At 73.5% G+C, this 19,256-nt stretch carries 20 protein-coding genes; 9 read left to right on the top strand and 11 right to left on the bottom strand.

Features of this window, described 5'->3' with window-relative positions; all coding sequences use genetic code 11:
- Window positions 1–71 precede the first annotated feature (71 nt).
- A complete protein-coding gene (locus tag KBY47_RS25935; protein WP_210924833.1) occupies window positions 72–1,412 on the top strand; it encodes a geranylgeranyl reductase family protein in 1,341 nt (446 codons plus the stop codon).
- Here KBY47_RS25935 and KBY47_RS25930 read toward each other — a convergent pair.
- Entirely contained in the window at window positions 1,402–1,875 is a 474-nt protein-coding gene (locus KBY47_RS25930; RefSeq protein ID WP_210924831.1) for a nitroreductase family deazaflavin-dependent oxidoreductase, read from the bottom strand. The genes KBY47_RS25935 and KBY47_RS25930 overlap by 11 nt on opposite strands.
- A gap of 224 nt (window positions 1,876–2,099) precedes the next feature.
- Between KBY47_RS25930 and KBY47_RS25925 the strand changes: the two genes are divergently transcribed.
- Entirely contained in the window at window positions 2,100–2,867 is a 768-nt protein-coding gene (locus KBY47_RS25925) for a TetR/AcrR family transcriptional regulator (RefSeq protein WP_210924830.1), read from the top strand.
- On the opposite strand, the gene KBY47_RS25920 is transcribed toward KBY47_RS25925, so the two are convergent.
- On the bottom strand, window positions 2,822–3,646 hold the full coding sequence (locus KBY47_RS25920) for an AfsR/SARP family transcriptional regulator (RefSeq protein WP_210924829.1): 825 nt from the start codon (window positions 3,644–3,646) through the stop codon (window positions 2,822–2,824). The two genes, KBY47_RS25925 and KBY47_RS25920, sit on opposite strands and share 46 nt — an antisense overlap.
- 76 nt (window positions 3,647–3,722) lie before the next feature.
- Between KBY47_RS25920 and KBY47_RS25915 the strand changes: the two genes are divergently transcribed.
- The 5 genes from KBY47_RS25915 (at window position 3,723) to KBY47_RS25895 (ending at window position 8,686) form a co-directional block, all read left to right on the top strand.
- Window positions 3,723–3,977, top strand: a complete 255-nt coding sequence (locus tag KBY47_RS25915) for an AAA family ATPase (protein ID WP_210924827.1) — start codon at window positions 3,723–3,725, stop codon at window positions 3,975–3,977.
- The gene (locus KBY47_RS25910; protein ID WP_210924825.1) at window positions 3,974–4,414 is read left to right on the top strand and encodes a hypothetical protein; all 441 of its coding nucleotides are present in this window, start codon (window positions 3,974–3,976) and stop codon (window positions 4,412–4,414) included. Before KBY47_RS25915 ends, KBY47_RS25910 begins: the two co-directional genes overlap by 4 nt.
- A 131-nt stretch (window positions 4,415–4,545) precedes the next feature.
- Window positions 4,546–6,702 (top strand): MMPL family transporter, encoded by a 2,157-nt coding sequence (locus tag KBY47_RS25905; protein WP_210924823.1) that lies wholly within the window; start codon window positions 4,546–4,548, stop codon window positions 6,700–6,702.
- A gap of 53 nt (window positions 6,703–6,755) precedes the next feature.
- Complete coding sequence (locus tag KBY47_RS25900) at window positions 6,756–8,024, top strand: sensor histidine kinase (protein WP_210924822.1); 1,269 nt, start codon at window positions 6,756–6,758, stop codon at window positions 8,022–8,024.
- Window positions 8,021–8,686, top strand: coding sequence for a response regulator transcription factor (locus KBY47_RS25895; RefSeq protein WP_210924819.1), 666 nt, complete (start codon window positions 8,021–8,023; stop codon window positions 8,684–8,686). The genes KBY47_RS25900 and KBY47_RS25895 overlap by 4 nt, the downstream gene beginning before the upstream one ends.
- Here KBY47_RS25895 and KBY47_RS25890 read toward each other — a convergent pair.
- Both KBY47_RS25890 and KBY47_RS25885 read right to left on the bottom strand, forming a co-directional pair.
- A complete protein-coding gene (locus KBY47_RS25890; RefSeq protein WP_210924817.1) occupies window positions 8,647–8,934 on the bottom strand; it encodes a DUF6332 family protein in 288 nt (95 codons plus the stop codon). The two genes, KBY47_RS25895 and KBY47_RS25890, sit on opposite strands and share 40 nt — an antisense overlap.
- 72 nt (window positions 8,935–9,006) lie before the next feature.
- Window positions 9,007–10,488: an MFS transporter gene (locus tag KBY47_RS25885; protein WP_210924815.1), complete on the bottom strand. Its 1,482-nt coding sequence runs from the start codon at window positions 10,486–10,488 to the stop codon at window positions 9,007–9,009.
- 86 nt (window positions 10,489–10,574) lie between these two features.
- Here KBY47_RS25885 and KBY47_RS25880 point away from each other — a divergent pair, with 86 nt between their 5' ends.
- On the top strand, window positions 10,575–10,967 hold the full coding sequence (locus KBY47_RS25880; protein WP_210924813.1) for a MarR family winged helix-turn-helix transcriptional regulator: 393 nt from the start codon (window positions 10,575–10,577) through the stop codon (window positions 10,965–10,967).
- 12 nt (window positions 10,968–10,979) lie between these two features.
- Here the strand turns inward: KBY47_RS25880 and KBY47_RS25875 are convergent, their stop codons facing one another.
- Window positions 10,980–11,723, bottom strand: coding sequence for a maleylpyruvate isomerase family mycothiol-dependent enzyme (locus KBY47_RS25875; RefSeq protein ID WP_210924811.1), 744 nt, complete (start codon window positions 11,721–11,723; stop codon window positions 10,980–10,982).
- 159 nt (window positions 11,724–11,882) lie between these two features.
- On the opposite strand from KBY47_RS25875, the gene KBY47_RS25870 reads away from it, so the two are divergent.
- Complete coding sequence (locus KBY47_RS25870; protein WP_210924809.1) at window positions 11,883–12,767, top strand: SDR family oxidoreductase; 885 nt, start codon at window positions 11,883–11,885, stop codon at window positions 12,765–12,767.
- A 65-nt stretch (window positions 12,768–12,832) separates the two neighbouring features.
- On the opposite strand, the gene KBY47_RS25865 is transcribed toward KBY47_RS25870, so the two are convergent.
- Genes KBY47_RS25865 through KBY47_RS25840 form a run of 6 tightly spaced genes read right to left on the bottom strand, consistent with a single transcriptional unit; the run spans window position 12,833 to window position 19,252 of the window.
- Entirely contained in the window at window positions 12,833–14,008 is a 1,176-nt protein-coding gene (locus KBY47_RS25865; RefSeq protein ID WP_210924920.1) for an MFS transporter, read from the bottom strand.
- A gap of 45 nt (window positions 14,009–14,053) precedes the next feature.
- The gene (locus tag KBY47_RS25860) at window positions 14,054–14,938 is read right to left on the bottom strand and encodes an STM4011 family radical SAM protein (protein ID WP_210924918.1); all 885 of its coding nucleotides are present in this window, start codon (window positions 14,936–14,938) and stop codon (window positions 14,054–14,056) included.
- A 17-nt stretch (window positions 14,939–14,955) separates the two neighbouring features.
- Window positions 14,956–16,308, bottom strand: a complete 1,353-nt coding sequence (locus KBY47_RS25855; RefSeq protein ID WP_210924807.1) for an STM4012 family radical SAM protein — start codon at window positions 16,306–16,308, stop codon at window positions 14,956–14,958.
- Window positions 16,305–17,111 (bottom strand): STM4013/SEN3800 family hydrolase, encoded by an 807-nt coding sequence (locus KBY47_RS25850; protein WP_210924917.1) that lies wholly within the window; start codon window positions 17,109–17,111, stop codon window positions 16,305–16,307. The genes KBY47_RS25855 and KBY47_RS25850 overlap by 4 nt, the downstream gene beginning before the upstream one ends.
- A gap of 31 nt (window positions 17,112–17,142) precedes the next feature.
- Window positions 17,143–18,306 carry an STM4014 family protein gene (locus KBY47_RS25845; RefSeq protein WP_210924805.1) on the bottom strand — a complete coding sequence of 388 codons (1,164 nt, stop codon included), beginning with the start codon at window positions 18,304–18,306 and terminating at the stop codon, window positions 17,143–17,145.
- A complete protein-coding gene (locus tag KBY47_RS25840) occupies window positions 18,287–19,252 on the bottom strand; it encodes an STM4015 family protein (protein WP_210924803.1) in 966 nt (321 codons plus the stop codon). The genes KBY47_RS25845 and KBY47_RS25840 overlap by 20 nt, the downstream gene beginning before the upstream one ends.
- Window positions 19,253–19,256 lie beyond the last annotated feature (4 nt).

Raw genomic sequence — 19,256 nt, 5'->3', positions numbered from 1 at the left:
CCGCGCGGACCGCCGCCGTAGGATGCGTGGGACAACAGGGCAGGCGGCTGGATCGGGAGCAGTAGACCATCGTGAGCAGCGAGAACTCTTCGGCGGACGACGTGCGGCAGGTGTGGGACGTCGTCGTGGTGGGCGCGGGACCCGCGGGGGCGGCGGCGGCGTACGCCGCGGCGGTGGCGGGACGCCGTGTGCTGTTGCTGGAGAAGGCGGAACTGCCCCGGTACAAGACGTGCGGCGGCGGCATCATCGGCCCCTCACGCGACTCATTGCCACCCGGCTTCGAACTCCCCTTCCGCGACCGGGTGCACGCCGTGACGTTCTCCCACAACGGCCGCTTCACCCGCACCCGCCGCTCCCGGCAGATGCTGTTCGGGCTGATCAACCGGCCCGAGTTCGACCAGCAGCTGGTCGAGCACGCGCAGAAGGCGGGCGCCGACCTGCGCACCGGTGTCACCGTCTCCCGCGTCGAGCAGCACGGCTCGGCGGTGCCCGACCGGCGCACCGTCGCCGTGGTCCTCCAGGGCGGCGAGACGGTGCTCGCGCGTGCGGTGGTCGGCGCGGACGGCAGCGCCAGCCGGATAGGAGCGCACGTCGGGGTCAAGGTTGACCAGGTGGACCTCGGCCTTGAGGCGGAGATCCCGGTGCCCGAGACGGTCGCCGAGGACTGGCGGGGGCGGGTGCTCATCGACTGGGGGCCGATCCCCGGCAGTTACGGCTGGGTCTTCCCCAAGGGCGACACGCTCACGGTCGGCGTGATCTCCGCGCGCGGCGAGGGCGCCGCCACCAAGCGCTACCTGGAGGACTTCATCGGGCGGCTGGGCCTCGCCGGGTTCGAACCGAGCATCTCCTCCGGACATCTGACCCGCTGCCGGGCCGACGACTCGCCGCTGTCCCGCGGGCGGGTGCTGGTCTGCGGGGACGCGGCGGGCCTGCTGGAGCCGTGGACCCGCGAGGGCATCTCGTTCGCGCTGCGCTCCGGGCGGCTGGCGGGGGAGTGGGCGGTGCGGATCGCCGAGGCGCACGACGCCGTGGACACCCGGCGGCAGGCGCTGAACTACGCCTTCGCCGTCAAGGCGGGGCTGGGCGTGGAGATGGCCGTGGGCAAGCGGCTGCTGGCGGCGTTCGAGCGGCGGCCCGGTGTGTTCCACGCGGCGCTCACCGGGGTGCGGCCCGCGTGGCGGGCGTTCATGGACATCACCCGCGGCTCGACCTCGCTGGGCGAGATGGTCCGCACCCGGCCGCTGGCCCAGCGCGCGCTGGCGGTGCTGGACCGCCGGATGGGGGGTGGCGGCGAGGGTGCGGGGGCCGGGGGCTCGGCGGGCTCCGTGCGCTCGGCGGGCTCGGCGGGCTCGGTTGGCTCGGCGGGCTCCGCGGGTGAGCCGCCCGCCGCCGACGACGGTGTCAGCGCGTGACCGTGATCCGGAAGACCGGGTGGTCGGCGGCGGCCGCGTTGAGTTCATCGTCGGAGGACTTGGCCGTGACGCCCTTGAAGTACTGGTTGACCTCCCAGCCCCACTTCTCCAGATAGCTCCGCAGGATCGGGAGCTTCTCGTCGTCGGGAAGCTCCACCGCGGTGAACCGGCGGACCTTGCGTCCGACGCGCAGCTCCCCGCCACCGGCGGCGCGCATGTTGCGCACCCACTGGGAGTGGCCGCGCGCCGAGACCAGGAACTGGCCGCTGTCGTGGGTGTGCGGGTTGACCGGGATGCGCTGCATCTTGCCGCTCTTGCGGCCGCGGACGGACAGCTCGGCGGTACCGGCGAAGCTGATCCCGTGCCGGGCCAGCCAGCCGATGAGGTCGTTGAAGCGGCTGGCCAGGCGGCCTGCCTTGAAGTAGTACGGCTGTGCTGGCCGGGACGGCTGTGCGGACGACATGGTGCCCCCGGGAGGGTTGGGAGAGCGGCGCTCCTTTTTGTGAGCAGTGCTCTTGCTTGAGAACAGTGTGCGCGAGGACGGTGATCCAAAGCAAGAGCACCGCTCTCGAGAGAGTGCGCCGCTCATGCTTCGGTGCGCCGCTCTCGCTTCGGTGCGCCGCTCATGTTTCAGTGCACTGCTCTCTTTTGTGTGCACCGCTCTGTTTTCGTGGAAGACTCACCCCCATGAGCACCGCACACGGCGTCCGAGCCCGAGCCAGGATTGAAGTCACCGCCGCCATCAAGGACGCGGCGCGCGCCCAACTCGCGGCCGGCGGCGCCGCCAAGCTGTCGCTGCGGGCCGTGGCCCGTGAGCTGGGCATGGCGTCCTCCGCGCTCTACCGCTACTTCCCCAGCCGCGACGACCTCCTCACCGCGCTGATCATCGACGCCTACAACTCCCTCGGCGAGGCGGCCGAGACCGCGCACGACGAGGTCGCCGACGCCGGTCCGCTGCGCCGCTGGACGCGGGTCTGCGAGGCGGTGCGCGGCTGGGCACTGGCGAACCCGCACGAGTACGCCCTGATCTACGGCTCCCCGGTGCCCGGCTACACCGCGCCCCAGACGACGGTCCCGCCCGCCTCCCGGGTCGGGCTGCTGCTCATCCGCATCGTGCGCGACGCACACCAGGGGCTGGGCGTGGCCAGGACCCCGCTCGCCGCCGAACTGCGCCCCGAGGCCGAGCGGATGGCCGCCGACCTCGCCCCCGACCTGCCGCCCGAGGTGGTCGTGCCGCTCATCGCGGCCTGGGCGCAGCTGTACGGGCTGGTCGGTTTCGAGGTGTTCGGGCAGTTCACGCGGGTCGTGGAGGACCGTGAGCCGTTCTTCAGGCAGGCCGTTGTCCACCTCGCCCAAGGCGTCGGGCTGGTGGACCCCCACCGGAACGGGGCGGCGCGGCGCCCGGCCGGTCAGGGCACCGGGACGGGCGGCAGGGGCAGCAGGTCGGGGTCCTGACGCAGGATTCGCTGGTGCAGTGAGCGCAGCGCGGGGCCGGGGTCGGCGCCCAGTGCCTCGGCGAGCCGCTTCCGGGCGGCCTCGTAGGCGGTGAGGGCGTCCGTCGGGCGGCCGGCGTGGCACAGCGCGAGCATCAGCAGCTCGGTGAGCCGCTCCCGCAGCGGGTGCGCGGCGACGAGGCGGACCAGTTCATGGACGTACTCGAAGGACCGCCCCAGCTCGATCTCACCCGCCAGCCGCCCTTCGAGCACCGTGAGGCGCTTCTCCGCCCAACGCAGCCGCTCCGCCGCCAGATACGGCGCGTGCAGGCCCTCGGCGAACTCCCCGCGCCACAACTCCTCCGCCCGCCCGGCCAGTTCCACCGCGCGCCGGATGTCCCCGGCGTCCCGCGCGGCCAGCGCCCCGTCGACGAGGCGGCGCCTCTCCCGCAGGTCGGTGATGTCGGCGCCGGTGAGCCGGTACCCGGCGCCGGTCCAGCTCAGCTCGGGCCCGCCCGGGCCGAGGGCGCGGCGCAGCCCGGAGACGTACTTCTGCACCAGGTTGCGCACGTGGACCGGCGGCGTGCCGCCCCAGACGGCCTCGACCAGACCCTCGTACGAAAGCGGCCGGTCCTCCTGGAGGAGGAGCACCGCGAGCACCGCGCGTTGCTTCGGCGGGCCCAGTGGCAGCTCGGTGCCGTCGCGGAACGCGCGCAGTGGGCCGAGCAGTTCGAAGCGCGGGGCGGCGTGGCCCCGGTCGTCCGATGGTGCTGCCGATGTCCCCGTTGTCCCCTCACCCATGCGTTCGAGAGTATCCCGGGGCCACCTGGTCCCGAGGAGGCGTGACTGCCCGTCGACGGGCAGTTGACCTCAGGCCGTGTTCCTCGCGTCGGCGTTGTCGCGCCCACGCGACCTGCTGGTCCTCGACGAGCCGGAGCAGCGCCTCGACCCCGGCGCCCGCCTGCGCCTCGCGGACGTGCTGCGCGCCGAGCGCGACAACGGCACCGCGGTGCTGTTCGCCACCCACCACCGCGAGCTGGCCCGGGCGGCACACCGCGTCGTCGTCCTGGAGGACGGGGCGGTGGTCGCCGAGGGCGGAGCGGACGAGGTGTTCACGAAGGCGGACGCGTGAGCGGTACGGCGTCACGCACCAGCACGACGACCCCACCGCCCGGCGGCACGGACCGCACGGCACAGACCCGGAGCTGGCTGCGGGCCCGGCGCGGCGCGGGCCGCGCGCGCCGCGCCGAGTACGCCGCCTACGTCGTCGTGGTCCTGCTTCTCGGCTGGTACGGCCTGTTCGCCATCGGCCTCTTCCAGGAACTCGGCCACCGGAGCCCCCTCGCCGAGCACGCCGAGGCCATCGCGCGAGTGATGCCCCGCCATGCTGTGGTACGCCGTCGGCCCCCTCACCAGCATCACCGCCCTGCCCCTGCTCCTGTCCGGCCCCTTCCCCGCGTACCTCCCCCTGCGGCGGCCCCCTGGGCCGGCCTGGCCGCCTGCTGGCTCCTGGCCGCCCTGCTCCTGCGCTGGGTGGTGGGACGGGCACGGAGACGCATACGTCCGTGACCTGCCGGCCGAGAAGCGTGGAGACCGTGGGAAACGGCGGGCTCGCGTTCCAGTGGGTCTTCCAGTGGGTCTTCCAGCGGGCCCGGTGACCGTGGGCGGTGTACAGCGTTTCCGGCGGAAGGCCACTTTTCATGCTCACCTGGCTCGGTCGACTGGCCGTGCGGCGCAGTCGTGCCGTACTGATCGGTGTTCTGCTCGTGTTTCTGGGGCTCGGCGCCTATGGCGCGGGGGCGCAGGGCGATCTTGATCTCTCGCGCTGGGACTCGCCCGGTACCGAGTCGGTCCGGGCGGGTGAGGTGCTGCGGGACGACTTCGGTACGGGCAATCCGAATCTCGCGTTGCTGGTCACCGCTCGCGACGGTGATGTGGACAGCCGCGCGACCGTGCGGGCGGCCCGTGAACTCACCGCCGAGGTGGAGCGGTTGTCGCTGGTGACCGACGTGACCTCGTACTGGGACGCCAGCAGTCCGGCGCTGCGTGGGGAGGACGGGCGCAGGGCCCTGATCCTTGCCCGTCTCGAAGGGGACGCCACCGAGACCCGCGAGGAACTCGCCGTGCTCTCGCCCCAGTTGAGCCGCACCACCGCCGAACTGGAGGTCCGGGTGGGCGGTCAGGAGGAGATCTCCCGGCAGGTCGGTGAGCAGGCCCGGGCCGACTTCCTGCGCGCCGAGGCGTTCGCGCTTCCGGCGGTGCTGCTCCTGCTGGTCCTGGTCTACCGGCGCACGGTGGCCGCCTTGCTGACGGTGGCGGTGGGGCTGTTCGCGGTGCTCGGGACGATGGCGGGGCTGCGGGCGGTCGCGCAGTTCACGGAGGTGTCGACGTTCGCCGCGAACCTGGCGCTGGTCCTCGGACTCGGCCTGGGCGTCGACTACGGCCTCTTCGTGATCAACCGGTACCGCGAGGAGCGGGCCGCCGGGCGGGCGCAACCGGAGGCGGTGGTCCGGGCGACCCGGGTGGCCGGGCGGACGGTCGTCTTCAGCGGGGTCACGGTGGCGGTGTCGCTGTGTGCCCTGCTGGTGTTCCCGTTCTTCTTCCTCAGTTCCTTCGCGTACGCCGGGGTGTTCGTGGTGGTCGCCGCCGTCACGGGGGCGGTGGTCTTCCTGCCCGCCGCGCTCGCTCGCTGGGGGCACCGCGTGGAGCGCGCCGTCGGTTCCGCCTCCGGCTCCGGGTTCTGGCACCGCGCCGCGCTGCGCGCCATGCGCCGGCCGCTGCTCGCGGGCGCCGGGGTGCTCACCGTGCTCCTCGTCGCCGCGTCCCCGCTGCTCGGCCTGCGCTTCGGCCTCCCGGACGAGCGGACGCTGCCCGCGGGCACCTCCTCGCGCACCACCTCCGAGATCGTGCACCGCGAGTTCGCCGCCGAGCCCACCGACACCGTCCAGGTGGTCGTCACACAAGAGGCCGACACGCGGGCGTACGCCGCCGCGCTCTCCCGTCTCCCCGGCGTGCACCAGGTCGACGCGCCCGACGGCCGCTACCACGACGGACGCCGCACCGGCGCCCCCGGCCAGGACCGGCTGACCGCGCCCGACGGACGCGTGCGGCTGGCTGTCGTACCCACGCAGGGGGCCATGTACGGCGACGTGCCCGCCTTCGTCGAACGCGTCCGTGACACCCCGGCCCCGGCGCCCGCCCTGGTCGGCGGCTACCCGGCCGAGACGACCGACTTCCGCGCCACGCTCCTCGACCGGCTGCCGCTCGCCGTCACGCTGGTGCTGGTGGCGACGTACGTGATCCTCTTCCTGATGACCGGGAGCGTGCTGCTGCCCCTGAAGGCGACCGTGCTGAACCTGCTCAGCCTTTCGGTGATGTTCGGCTGTCTGGTGTGGGTCTTCCAGGACGGCAACCTGTCCGGACCGCTCGGCTTCACCCCGACGGGGTCGATCGAACCGAGCATTCCGGTGCTGATGTTCTGCGTGGCGTACGGACTGTCGATGGACTACGAGGTGTTCCTGCTGGCGCGGATCAAGGAGGAGCACGAGCGCACCGGCGACACCGTGCGAGCCGTCGGCGAGGGCATCCGGCGCAGCGCCCCGCTGGTCACCGCCGCGGCCGGGATCCTCGCCCTGTCCTTCCTGTCGTACGCCACCGGAGGCGTCGTCTTCCTGAAGGAACTCGGCGTCGGCACGGCCCTGACGATCGTCGTGGACGCCACCTTGATCCGGGTGGTGCTGCTGCCGGTGACGATGCGGCTGGCGGGACGGGCGAACTGGTGGGCGCCGCGCCCGCTGCGGCGCCTGCGGATGCGGGAGGAACCGGTGGCCGACGTACTTCCCCGGGAGTACGTGTGATCACCACGCGCGGGTGACGCCGGCGTGGACGCGCGGCGTCTAGCGTGGCGGTCATGGACGAGCAGCGCGTACGGGGGACCGGGCGGTTCCGGCGGGGACCGGCCTGGTGGCGGCACGGGCCGCCGTGGGCCTCCCGGTGGGACGACGACGGGGACCGGGGCGGCGCCCCCTGGCCCTGGCGGTCCACCGTGCTGCTGACCGGCTTCGTGCTGGTCGGCTCTACCTTCGCCGCGCACGGTCAGGAGGGCGAGCGGGCGGCCCTCGACCCGTTCGCGCGGGTCCTGCTGGTGGTGGCCGCGGGGCTCTTGCTGTGGCGGAAGCGGTACCCCGTGGCCGTCCTGTTCGGCACGGCGGCGGCCGCCGCGACCTACCTGGGCGCCGGGTATCCGTACGGGCCGGTCTTCCTGGCCGTCGCCGTCGCCTGTTTCAGCGCCGTCGTCGCCGGGCACCGCCGGGCCGCCTGGACGGCGGTGGGGATGCTGTGGGCCGCGCATGTCCTGGTGGCGCACTGGCTGTACCGGTGGCTGCCGCCCACCGGGGACTCGGGGATCCCCTGGGGGCAGGAGCTGGTGGTCGCCGCCTGGGTGGCGGCGATCATGGCCGTCTCGGAGCTGGCCCGTGCCCGGCGTGAGCAGTGGGCCCGGGACCGGGCCGAGCGGGCGCAGGCGGCCCGGCGGCGCGCGGACGCGGAGCGGCTGCGCATCGCCCGCGAACTCCACGACGTACTGGCGCACAGCATCTCCGTGATCAATGTGCAGGCGGGCGTCGGCCTCGCCCTGCTGGACTCCGACCCGGAGCAGGCGCGTACGGCGCTCACCACCATCAAGGCGGCCAGCAAGGAGGCGCTCGGCGAGGTCCGCCAGGTGCTCGACAACCTGCGCACGCCGGGAGAGGCGCCGCGCGCCCCCGCGCCCGGCCTTGACCGGCTGCCGGAGCTGGTGACGCAGGCGGCGGGCGCGGGCCTCACCGTCGAGGTGACGGGCGAGGCCCCACGGCTGCCGCCCGGCGCCGGTCTCGCCGCCTTCCGCATCGTGCAGGAGGCGCTCACCAATGTCGTACGGCACTCCGGTTCGCGGCACGCGCGCGTGCGGCTCGATCCCGTGGGCGGCCCGGCGGGCGGCGCGCTGCGGCTGTGCGTCGACGACGACGGGCCCGCGACCGGCGCCGAGGCGGGCGGCAGCGGCAACGGACTGGCCGGGATGCGGGAGCGGGCGGCGGCGCTGGGTGGCACCATCGAGGCGGGCCCGCGCCCCGACGGCGGCTTCCGGGTGCTCGCCGTACTGCCGTTGACCGGCACCGCAGCCGAGGAGGAGGACCGGTGATCCGCGTACTGCTCGCCGACGACCAGTCACTGGTCCGGGCCGGCTTCCGCGCCCTGCTGGACGCGCAGCCCGACATCGAGGTCGCCGGGGAGGCCGCCGACGGCGAGGAGGCGCTGCGCGCGGTCCGCGAACTGCGGCCGGACGTCGTCCTCATGGACATCCGCATGCCCGCGCTGGACGGTCTCGCCGCGACCCGCCACATCACCGGCGACGCGGACCTGACGGACGTCAGGGTGGTCATGCTGACGACCTTCGAACTCGACGAGTACGTCTTCGAGGCGATCCGCGCGGGCGCGTCCGGCTTCCTGGTGAAGGACACCGAGCCGGAGGAACTGCTGCGCGCGGTGCGGGCGGTGGTCGCGGGGGACGCCCTGCTCTCGCCGGGGGTGACCCGGCGTCTCATCGCCGAGTTCGCGGCCCGTTCCAAGGAGCCCGCGGCGGCGGGCGCGCTCGCCGGGCTCACCGAGCGGGAGCGGGAGGTGATGGCGCTGGTCGGCATCGGCCTGTCCAACGAGGAGATCGCCCGCAGACTGGTCGTCAGTCCGCTCACCGCCAAGACCCATGTGAGCCGCACCATGGTGAAGCTGGGCGCCCGCGACCGGGCCCAACTGGTCGTGCTGGCCTATGAGTCGGGGCTGGTGCGGCCGGGCTGGCTGGGCTGAGCCGCGGCCCGCTGGAAGCGGACGAGGACGGCGACGACCCGGGCGGTGAACAGGACCGGCACGAGCACCACCCCGGTCCGCACCAGCACGGTCTCAAAGAGCCCCGGCAGCGTGAACAGCAGCGCGGGACCGGCGACCGCCCCGAAGACCACCGCCGCGGCGAACGCCGCGCTGCACAGCGCGTACCCGATCTCGACCGTGAGCGCGTCCCGGTCCGCCTGCGTCCGCCGTCCCCCGTGATCCGTCATACCGGAAGTCAAACAGGCGTGTGCCCGGCGGGACAAGCGGCCCCGCCGGGCACACAGACGGAGGCGGTCCCCCTAGTCGCGGACCGGTACCCGCTCCGCTTCCGCCTCCTTCACGGTGGACTGGGCGACGACGACGGACCGCTGCTCGCGGCTGCGGCGCAACCCCGTCAGGGTGATCAGGAGCCCGGCGACGGCGATGCCCGTGATGACGACCAGGCCGGGCCGGTAGCTGTCGAGGACGCCCTGCGGGGTGGCGTTCTCGGGGGCGTTCGCCGTCACCACCGCCGTCACGACGGCGAGGAAGAGCGCGCCGCCGACCTGCACGGAGGTGTTGAGCAGCCCGGAGACCATGCCCTGCTCGTGGTCGTCGACGCCGTTGGTGGCCTGGATGTTGAGCGAGGGGAAGACCAGCGCGCAGGCCGCGCCGATCAGCAGCATGCTCGGCAGGATCGCGACCGCGTACACCGGGTCGAGGTCGACGCCGAGGAAGAGCGCGTAGCCGACGACCATCAGGGCGAAGCCCACGGTGAGCAGCCGCGGGGTGCCGAACCGGTCGACGATCGCGCCCATCTTGGTGGCCGACAGCGCGACCAGCACACCGGCGGGCAGGAAGGCGAGCGCCGTGTGCAGCGCGGACCAGCCCAGCAGGGACTGCATGTACAGCGTGACCAGGAACTGGAAGCCGACGTACGACCCGAAGAACGCCATCGCGCCGAGCTGGGCGCGGATCTGGTTGCCGGAGCGCAGCACGCCGAGCCGGATCAGCGGGCCGGGCGAACGCCGTTCGACGGCCACGAAGACGGTCAGCAGCACGGCGACGGCCAGGAAGGACAGCAGTGTCCGGGCGGATGCCCAGCCGGCCTCGGGGGCCTGGACGACGGTGAAGACCAGCAGCAGCATCGAGGCGGTGCCGAGGACGGCGCCCGGGACGTCGTAGCCGTTGTGGTCCTTCTCGCGGGTACTGCGCGGCAGCAGCTTCAGGCCCGCGACCAGGGCGATCAGCGCGATCGGCGCGGGCAGCAGCATGGTCAGGCGCCAGCTGGCCTCGGTGAGCAGGCCGGAGAGGACCAGGCCCATGGAGAAGCCGGTGGCCGCGCAGGTGGTGTAGATGGACAGGGCGCGGTTGCGCAGGGTGCCCTGCGGGAACGTGGTGGTGATGATCGACAGGCCCGCGGGCGCGGTGAAGGCCGCGCTGAGGCCCTTGATGAAGCGGCTGGCGATCAGCAGCGGGCCCGAGTCGACGAGGCCGCCGAGCAGGGAGGCGAGCGCGAAGACGCCGAGGGCGACCAGGAAGACCTGGCGGCGGCCGAGCAGGTCGGCGGTCCGGCCGCCGAGGAGCAGCAGGCCGCCGTAGCCGAGGATGTAGCCGCTGACGATCCATTGCAGCGTCGACGTGGACAGCCCGAGGTCCGAGCCGATGGACGGCAGGGCGACGCCGACCATCGACACGTCGAGGGCGTCCAGGAACATCGCGGCGCAGAGCACCAGCAGGGTGCCCCACAGACGGGGGGTCCAGCGTCCCTCGGACGCCGCGGTGGTGTGCGGAGAGGTCATGCCCCCAGACGCTACATGCGCATGCATCGAATGCAAGCGCATTTAATTACGATGCAACAAAGCCGTTTCTCTGCTACGGTGCGGGCATGGCGGCGAAGAAGGCCGAACAGGCGCTCGTGGAGCAGTGGCGGGACATCCTGGCGCTGCACTCGCGCACCCAGTGCGAACTCGACCGGGCCCTGCACGAACACGGCCTCTGCGCCAGCGACTTCGAGGTCCTGGACGTACTCGCGGAGAACGCCACGGCGGCCTGCGTCCGCAGCTTCCGCGTCCAGGAGATCGCCGAGCGCGTCCATCTCAGCCAGAGCGCCCTGTCCCGGCTGATCGCCCGGCTGGAGAAGGACGGACTCGTCGAACGCGGCATGTGCCCCGAGGACCGCCGGGGCGTGCGCGTGGGCCTCACCGCGCGCGGGCGCGCGCTGCACGGCCAGGTGCTGCCGGTGCAGCGCGCGGTGCTCACGCGGATGCTGGCGAACTGAACCCCTCGGGGCTCAGCCCCAGGTGACGGCGGAGGTCGCGCGCCACAGGTCGGGGAGCGCGCCGTCCCCGGTCACCCCGGGGAAGGGCAGCCGGTTCCACAGCGCCAGATAGAGATCCGCCGCCGGACCGGCGATCTCGCAGTCAGCGTCACCGACGTCCCCGGCCTCCGTCACCGCCGGTTCCGCGGACAGCCGTACGGTCCACACGGCGCCCTGCTCCGTGTCCGTGGCCCGTATCCGCAGCACCCGGGGCTCGGCGCTGCGGACCTTGCTCTTGCCGCGGGCGTGGAAGCCGCGCAGCAGCTCGTCGATGCCGTCGACGGCGAACTCCGGACTGATCGCGCTCGGCGCCACCGCACGGGCCGACTCCGCGTCGAAGCGGTGCACGGTCGTCTCGTGCGCCTGCCGCCGCGCCCAGAACGCCAGTGGTGACGGGGCGGGCAGGAAGTACCAGCACGCCACGTCGGGCGGGGCCGCGGAGAGGGTGTCCACCAGCCGCCCGTGCCCCTCCTCGAACCAGTCCAGCAGCGCCGCCCCGTCGAGATCCGGCAGGCCCCCGTCGGGCCGGTACGAGGTGTGCCCCTCGGCGACGAACGCGGTCGCCCACCGGTGCACCATGCCGGTGTGCCGCAGCAGGTCCCGCAGCTGCCAGCCCGGACAGGTCGGCACCTTGGCGTCCGGGCCCGCCTCGGCGGCGGCAGCGGCCAGCGACCGGCCCTCCCGGGCCAGGACATCGATGTACTCGGCAGTTTCCATGGGCAGGAGTGTGCCGGATGGAGAGGGCCGTCCGGGAGGGCCGACGGTGAGGAACGGTCCCCGGCCTGGTCGGAGGCCTTCGGGGGCTTTTCGAATCGGACGGGACGGGAACTCGCGACGGCGTCCACCCCTGTGTTCTTCGGTACCGAGGAGGCCGATGTGACCGACGACCCCCGCCAGAACCCGGCGACACGGCATCCCCAGCCGGACCTGCCCGCCCAGGACCAGCCGCACCCCGGCTGGACGGGCCCCATGGACCCGCCCCCAGACCACGGTGAGGAGAGCTACCGGGGCAGCGGCCGGCTCACCGACCGCAAGGCGGTGATCACCGGCGGCGACTCCGGCATCGGCCGCGCGGTCGCCCTGGCCTACGCCCGCGAGGGCGCCGACGTGCTCCTCACCCATCTGCGGGAGGAGGAGGACGAGGCCCGAGAGACGACCCGGCTGGTGGAGGAGGCGGGCCGCAAGGCGGTCGCCGTCTCCTGCGACATCCGCGAGGAGGCCAACTGCCGGGCGCTGATCGAACGGGCCGTCGCCGAGTTCGGCCGCATCGACGTCCTGGTCAACAACGCGGCGTACCAGATGTCGCAGCCGGACGGCATCGAGGCCATCCCTACCGAGCAGTTCGACCGGGTGATGCGGACCAACCTGTACGGCATGTTCTGGCTGAGCAAGTTCGCCCTGCCGCACATCCCCGAGGGCGGGAGCATCATCAACACCACGTCGGTGCAGGCCTACAAGCCCAGCCCGCACCTGCTGGACTACGCCACCACCAAGGGCGCCATCGTCACCTTCACCCAGGGGCTCGCCCAGATGCTGGCGCCCCGGGGCATCCGCGTCAACGCCGTCGCGCCGGGCCCGGTGTGGACACCGCTGATTCCCGCGACGCTGCCCGACACGGTCGAGTTCGGCAAGCAGAGCCCGCTGGGCCGCCCCGCCCAGCCCGCCGAACTCGCCCCCGCGTATGTCTATCTGGCGTCCCAGGAGGCGAGTTACGTCACCGCGGAGATCGCCAACGTGACGGGCGGCACGCCGCTGCCCTAGCGACGGTACGGCGGTACCCGGGGGGCCGAGCCGCGCCGTAGCGCCGTCCCGAGGGGGCGTGCCGGCTACCTGACCGCCGCGTTCCGGGTCACCAGCCCGATGACGGCGGCGACCGCCGCGAGTACGGCGACGCTGGTGAGGGCGGCGGGCAGGGAGAACCAGTCGGCCATGAAGCCGATCGCGGGGGGACCGAGGAGCATGCCGCCGTAGCCGAGGGTGGAGGCGGTGGCGACTCCGGTGGGACCGGCCAGGGCGCCCGCGCGTTCCACCGCCACGGGGAACAGGTTGGCGAGCCCCAGCCCGGCGACGGCGAAGCCGAGCAGCGCCGCCCACAGGGCGGGCGCGAGGGCGCCGAGCAGCATACCGGCGGCGGCCGTCGCGCCGCCCGCCACCACCGTGCGGGTGCGGCCCAGGCGTTCCAGCAGCGTCGTGCCGCTCAGCCGGCCGAGGGTCATGGCGAGGGCGAAGCAGGAGTAGCCGATGGCCGCCGTGCCGGGGGAGGCGTGCAGGTCCTGCTCCAGGTGCAGGGCACCCCAGTCGGCGAGGGCGCCCTCGCCGTACGCCGTGCAGAGGGCGATCAGACCGAACACGACGACCAGGGCACGGGTACGGCGGTCCGGACGGCGTGGGGTGCCGGGCGCCGTCCGCTCGCGCTCCGGCGGGAGCGGCGGCTCCAGACGCAGGAGCGCCCGTCCGGCGACGGCCGTCACCAGCAGGCCGACGACCGTGAGGCCGAGCAGATGGCGGGTGGGCGACACGCTCCCGGCGACCAGCCCGCCGAGGCCCGCGCCGATCATGCCGCCCAGGCTGAACGCGGCGTGGAAGCTGGGCATGATCGGCCGTCGCAGCGCGGCGACCAGATCGACGGCGGCACTGTTGAAGGCCACGTTGATCCCGCCGTACGCCGCGCCGAACAGCAGCAGCACGGCGCCGAGGGCCGTCACCGAGTGGGTGAGCGGGGGCAGGGCCACGCTCAGCGAGAGGAGTACGGCGCAGGCGACCGTGACCTGGTGGCTGCCGTAGCGGCGGCACAGGCGGCCGGTCAGCATCATCGTGACGACGGCTCCGGCGGAGACACAGAGCAGGGCCAGGCCGAGGGTGGTGGCGGAGGCGCCGGTCTGCTGCTTGATCGCGGGGATGCGGACGACCCACCCGGCGAAGACGAAGCCGTCCAGGGCGAAGAAGACGGTGAGGACGGTACGGAGGCGGGAGAGGTCGGTACGGGTGCGACCACCCGGCACGGCACTGTGCGAGCGGGTTTTGTTTATGAGCGGCACAAAAGCAGGCTAGGTGGTGCTCCTCTGTGGGGCAAGGGTGCTCATCTGCGGCGTACCGGCCGGGATCCGCTCCAGCACCCCGCCCGCGAACACGTCGTACAGCGGCAGCGTCTCCAGATGGACGTAGCCGATGTGGCAGTCGCACACCGCGAGGGGGCAGGCGCGGGGGCGCAGGGCGGCCCGGTAGGAGCCGTCGTAGAGGTTGCCCAGCTCCGCGGGGACGAAGTGGCAGCGGCGGACCGTGCCGTCGCCGTCCACGGAGATGACGGACTCGCCGGTGCGGCACGGCAGGCCCGCGCTGCGGTGCGGGTGGCGGCTGTACGGGAAGAGGGGGTCGAGGGCGGTCCAGGCGTCCGCCTCGGGGTCGGTGTAGGTGTGCCCCTCCGCGGCGTTGACCCAGAGGTAGACGTGGGCGGGGAGGTCCGCGCGCAGACGGCGGGCGTGGGACAGGTGCTCGGGGAGGCCGACGATGCCGACGCTGTGACGGATGCCACGGGCGGCCAGGTCGTGGCACTTGGCGAGGAAGCGGTCGTAGGGCGTCTGGCCGGGGTGGTAGGTGCACCACAGGGCGAGGGTGTCCGGGTCGGCCGCCTCCAGCCAGTCCGTGCGGCAGCTGAGGTTGGTCTGGATCGCCACACGGTCGACGTGGGGCTGGTGGCTCAGCTCGGCGAGGGTGCGGCGGTACCAGGAGCGCACCAGGCCCTCGCCCCACGGGGTGAACAGCAGGGACAGGCGGTCCTGCCGTCGCGCGGTCGCCCACTCGGCGAACCGGGTCAGCGCGGCACGGTCCGCCGCCAGCTGGGCGCGGCTGTCGCGGCGCTTGGCGAAGGGGCAGTACGGGCAGTCGTAGTCGCACGAGGCCAGGGGGCCGCGGTAGAGGATCGTCAGGTTCATGGCCGGGTCGTCCGTCGTCACTTCGTCTCGTACTCCGCCATGCGCTGCCGCACCGACGCGGAGAACAGCTCCGGGCCCAGCGCGTCGGAGTGGGCCAGGCCCTCGGGGGTCAGGCGCAGCAGGTCCGGGCCGGTGGAGTCGTCCAGCCAGCCACGGGCGGCGAAACGGGCCAGGTCGGGCGCGAAGTCGTCGTGCGGATCGGTGCCGAAGCGGGTCCGGTACTCCGCGACCGGCATGCCCTCGGCCTGGAGCAGCGACTGGAGCAGATGGCGGCGCCGGGCCTCGTCCGCGTCCATGTGCCAGCCGAAGTCCGCGTGCCGGAAGTCCTCGACCGTGCGGGCCGTGTAGTCGTCGATGATGCCGCGTATCCGGTGCATGTCCACGGCGTAGTCGAAGGAGTAGTGCAGCGTGGACGTGTACGAGCGGGCGCCGCAGCCGAGGCCGATCATGCCGTCGGACTGGCACGAGTAGTCCTCGCCGCCGGTGGCGGGGGCGTCCGCGCGGCGGAACATGCGCATCGACACCTGCTCGTAGCCGCGCGCGATCAGGTGGTCGCGGCCGTGGCGGTACAGGCGCAGCCGCCGCTCGTCCCACTCGGTGTCGGACGTCGTGCCGCCGCTGCGGCGGTCAAGGCCGGTGAGCGGGCGGACGTAGAGGGGGTACAGGTACAGCTCCTCCGGGCGCCAGGCGAGCGCCGCGTCCAGGGAACGGCGCCAGGAGTCCTCGGTCTGGCCGTCGATGCCGTAGATCAGGTCGATGTTCAGGACCGGGAAGCCCGCCTCACGGATCCGGGTGAGGGCCGCCTCGACGTCCGAGCGGCGCTGCGGGCGGACCGCCGTGCGCGCCTCGGTGTCGACGAAGCTCTGCACGCCCAGACTCAGCCGGGTCGCGCCGCGCTCGGCGAGCACGGTCAGCCGGTCCGCCGTCGCGGTGGCGGGCGACGCCTCCACCGACAGCGGGACGGACCGGAGGTCGGTGCCGAGGCCGTCCTCGGCCAGGTCGCACAGCCGCTCCAGCTCGGCGGCCTCCAGGAACGTCGGGGTGCCGCCGCCGAACGCCGCGTTGGCGAACCGCGCCCCGTCGCCCAGCGCCTCGCGCACCGCCGACGCCTGGCGCTCCAGGGCGTCCAGGTAGGCCTTGGTCAGGCCGTCGGGGGCGCCGATGCGGGTGAACAGGTTGCAGAAGCCGCAGCGCACCTCGCAGAACGGGATGTGGAAGTAGAGCGAGAGCGCGTCCTTCGGCTCCCCGGCCCACAGGTCGCCGAGCGCCGCCCGCTCGCGCGGCAGCGGGCGGTAGGCCGTCTTGTGCGGGTACGCGTACACGTACTGCTGGTACGGGCGGACGGCGGGCGTCGCTTCGAGCGTGGTCATCGGGCCTCGTCGAGGAAGAAGTGGGCGTAGGGGACGGTCCAGACCACGTCATGGCCGATGCGATGGCCGGTGTGGCCGTCCTCGCCGTACGCGGTGCCGTGGTCGGAGCAGACGATCGCGAGGCAGCGGCGGCGGCTGCGCACGGCGTCGAAGAGACGGCCGATGTGCCGGTCCACGTACTCCAGCGCCGCCGCGTGCGTGACACGCGTGTCGCCCGCCTCGCGGGTGGCGCCGGGCAGGTGGAACCAGTTCGGCTGGTGCAGCGCCGCCACGTTCACGAAGAGGAACAGGCGCCGCTCTCGCGGGAGTCCGGCGACGATCTCCTCGGCGCGGGTCACCTGCGCCTCGAAGGACGTCGGTGACGGAACGCCGAACTCCGGCTCCCAGTGGCTCTCCTGGAAGAGCCCCGGCAGCACCGACCCCAGCGGGCCTTGCTTGTTGAAGAAGCCGACGCCGCCGACACAGACCGTGCGGTAACCGACGGCGGCCAGGCCGGAGACCAGGTCGGGGGTGTCGTAGACGAAGGTGCCGTCAGCGGTGGTCTCGCTGCCCGCGAAGACGGCGGCGAACAGCCTCGGATGCGGGCCCGGGGTCGCCGGGGTCGGCAGGAAACCCGCGAACATCGCCTGGTGGGAGGCGTAGGTGAAGCTGCCGGGGGCGTGCCGCCGCTCCCAGGCGCCGCCGGGCAGGTGGCGGGCCAGGTTCGGGATGCGGCCCTCGGCCGCCAGCTCCTGGGCCACGTCGTAGCGGAGCGTGTCCAGGGTGACCATCAGCAGGTCGTGGCTGCCGACGACCTCGTTCATGTCGATCGGCGGCATCGTCGCCGACTGGGTGTCAGCCGGTGGCGTCATGGTGGTGCTCCTCGTGCTTGAGTGGCCGCGTCGCGGCGGGTACGGCGGCCACCTGCGCGGCATAGGTGTCCAGCCCTTCCGCGCCGCTGCCGGGCAGGCCGGTCAGCCGGGGCAGCAGATCACCGAAGGCGTTGACCTCGCCCACGGTGAAGCGCCGCCAGCCGGTGGACGGCAGGACGTCCACGCCGACGCAGAGCGTGCCCGGGAAGCAGGCCGCCGCCCGCTCGGCGGCGTCCAGTACGGCGCTGAAGTCGCCGCCCGCGGCCCGGACCGCCGCGCGGACCACGCCCAGGTCGCCTCGGGCGCCGCCCAGGTGCAGGTTGGTCATGGGGTGGCGGCTGGTCCGTACGACGGCGTGCGTGGCGCGTCCGGCGACCGTCACCACCCGCAGATCGGTGGCCCGGCCGCCCAGCACGGCCTTCGGCAGCCACCGCTCGACGTGCAGTCCGTCCGGGGCCAGCGCGTCGACGAGGGCGGCGACCTCCCGCTCGGTGCCGTAGTGCCGTACCCGCAGGGAGTTGTACAGCCGGCCGTCGGGGGCCGTCTCCACGGACGTCGTCGCCTTCACCCGGCCGGGACCGGCCACCGACAGGGCCACGACGCCGGACGCCGACGAACCGTGCGCCGGTTTCACGAACGCCCGGGAGATCCCCGCCGCCCCGAGCCGGTCCCGCAGCTCCTGCCAGCCGCCGACCGGGCCCGTCAGGGCCGGGGGCACGGGGACGCCCGCCGCCGTCAGCCGGGCGTGGCAGCGCCGCTTGTCGAACATCACCGCCACCTCCTCGGCGGCGACGGACGGCACCGCGCCCGCGCGCAGTGCCGCGTCCGTCACCTCGCGGACCGCCGCCGTGAAGCGGCGGTACCACAGGGCCGTGCCCTCCACCCGGGTCGGATCGTCGGTGCCCCGCAGCAGCCGGTCGACCTCCGCGTTCTCCCCCGGCGAGTCGATCCGCACGAACTCGCCGGGCTCGAAGGCGTACCGGCCGCGCAGGACGTCGCGCCACGCCAGCACGCGCGGCGCCGGACGGCCCGCCGCGCGGACGGCGTCCGCGAACAGCGTCGTACGGCGGTTCTCCGGGTTGCCGACGACGGCGATACGCGCAGTGGTCCCGGGGGCGGGCGTGGGGTCACTCGGAGACGGCGACATACCGCCACTCCTCCTCGCGCCAGCGGTGCGGGGTCTGCCGGTCCGACAGGTCCAGCTCAGTCCCGGCCGCGCCGAGCGCCGTACGCAGCCGGTCGGTCATGGGGTCGCTCAGGAAGTGGTGGTGCAGGTCGAGCCGCTTGAGGTGGCCCAGCGGCTGGCCGCCCAGCAGGGCCTCGGCGCCGGTGTCCGTGAGGGTGCCCATGGACAGGCTCAGCGACTCCAGCTGGGCCACCACCGGGGCGGAGGCGACCGCCGCCGCGATCTCGTCCTGCAACTCGCTGTCCTGGAGCCCCAGGTGGCGCAGGGCGGGGAAGCGGCCCCCGGCGAGCACCGGCGCGAGGTCGGGGACCGTGGCGTCACCGCCGTACTGCTGCACGCCCAGCCACAGCTCCAGGTGTTCGAGCGCGGGCAGTTCGCACTCGCCGAGGGCGCGCACCACCTGGCCGGGCAGGCCGCCCGACTCGAACCGCAGGACGCGCAGCGCCTCGTGCCGCACCGGCCGCAGCGACAGCGGCTCCTCACCGAGCCCCTGGGAGTCACCGCCCCGCACGGTGAACTCCTCCAGCAGCGGGAACGCCTCCAGCACGGGTGTGACATCGGTGAGCTGGAGCCAGGAGATCTCGCACTCCTCGCCCGTGACATCGGCGAGGAACAGGGCGCGCAGCGCGGGGAAGCGGGCAGCGTCGGCCAGGATCAGCTCCAGCGCCGGGCGCAGGTCGGTGTACTCGTCCTCCCACCAGGGGCCGAGCACCAGGGCCCGCACCCGCTCGGTCGGCACCCGCGCGGTGAAGCCCTCCCACAGCTCGTCGAAGGGCAGTTCGTCGGCCGCGTAGCAGTCGAGGCGCCAGGCCACGGCGTCGGCCGCCGGGAGGTCGTCGTGGTCGGGCCCGGGGAAGGTGAACACCGGCAGTCCGTGGAACGTCGTGGAGTGGTCGACGAAGGTCATGACG

This window comes from Streptomyces sp. B93 (assembly GCF_018070565.1).
Lineage (GTDB): Bacteria > Actinomycetota > Actinomycetes > Streptomycetales > Streptomycetaceae > Streptomyces.
Note: the sequence above shows the minus strand (reverse complement) of the source record. Positions and strands in the feature narration are given on the sequence as shown.

Excerpts from the sequence above, each read along its gene's own strand:
- KBY47_RS25855 (WP_210924807.1), bottom strand. The coding sequence starts at position 16,308 with ATGACCACGCTCGAAGCGACGCCCGCCGTCCGCCCGTACCAGCAGTAC.
- KBY47_RS25885 (WP_210924815.1), bottom strand. The coding sequence starts at position 10,488 with ATGACCTCTCCGCACACCACCGCGGCGTCCGAGGGACGCTGGACCCCC.
- KBY47_RS25925 (WP_210924830.1), top strand. The coding sequence starts at position 2,100 with ATGAGCACCGCACACGGCGTCCGAGCCCGAGCCAGGATTGAAGTCACC.
- KBY47_RS25850 (WP_210924917.1), bottom strand. The coding sequence starts at position 17,111 with ATGAACGAGGTCGTCGGCAGCCACGACCTGCTGATGGTCACCCTGGAC.
- KBY47_RS25860 (WP_210924918.1), bottom strand. The coding sequence starts at position 14,938 with ATGAACCTGACGATCCTCTACCGCGGCCCCCTGGCCTCGTGCGACTAC.
- KBY47_RS25845 (WP_210924805.1), bottom strand. The coding sequence starts at position 18,306 with ATGTCGCCGTCTCCGAGTGACCCCACGCCCGCCCCCGGGACCACTGCG.
- KBY47_RS25905 (WP_210924823.1), top strand. The coding sequence starts at position 4,546 with ATGCTCACCTGGCTCGGTCGACTGGCCGTGCGGCGCAGTCGTGCCGTA.
- KBY47_RS25875 (WP_210924811.1), bottom strand. The coding sequence starts at position 11,723 with ATGGAAACTGCCGAGTACATCGATGTCCTGGCCCGGGAGGGCCGGTCG.
- KBY47_RS25900 (WP_210924822.1), top strand. The coding sequence starts at position 6,756 with ATGGACGAGCAGCGCGTACGGGGGACCGGGCGGTTCCGGCGGGGACCG.
- KBY47_RS25920 (WP_210924829.1), bottom strand. The coding sequence starts at position 3,646 with ATGGGTGAGGGGACAACGGGGACATCGGCAGCACCATCGGACGACCGG.
- KBY47_RS25930 (WP_210924831.1), bottom strand. The coding sequence starts at position 1,875 with ATGTCGTCCGCACAGCCGTCCCGGCCAGCACAGCCGTACTACTTCAAG.
- KBY47_RS25890 (WP_210924817.1), bottom strand. The coding sequence starts at position 8,934 with ATGACGGATCACGGGGGACGGCGGACGCAGGCGGACCGGGACGCGCTC.
- KBY47_RS25840 (WP_210924803.1), bottom strand. The coding sequence starts at position 19,252 with ATGACCTTCGTCGACCACTCCACGACGTTCCACGGACTGCCGGTGTTC.
- KBY47_RS25880 (WP_210924813.1), top strand. The coding sequence starts at position 10,575 with ATGGCGGCGAAGAAGGCCGAACAGGCGCTCGTGGAGCAGTGGCGGGAC.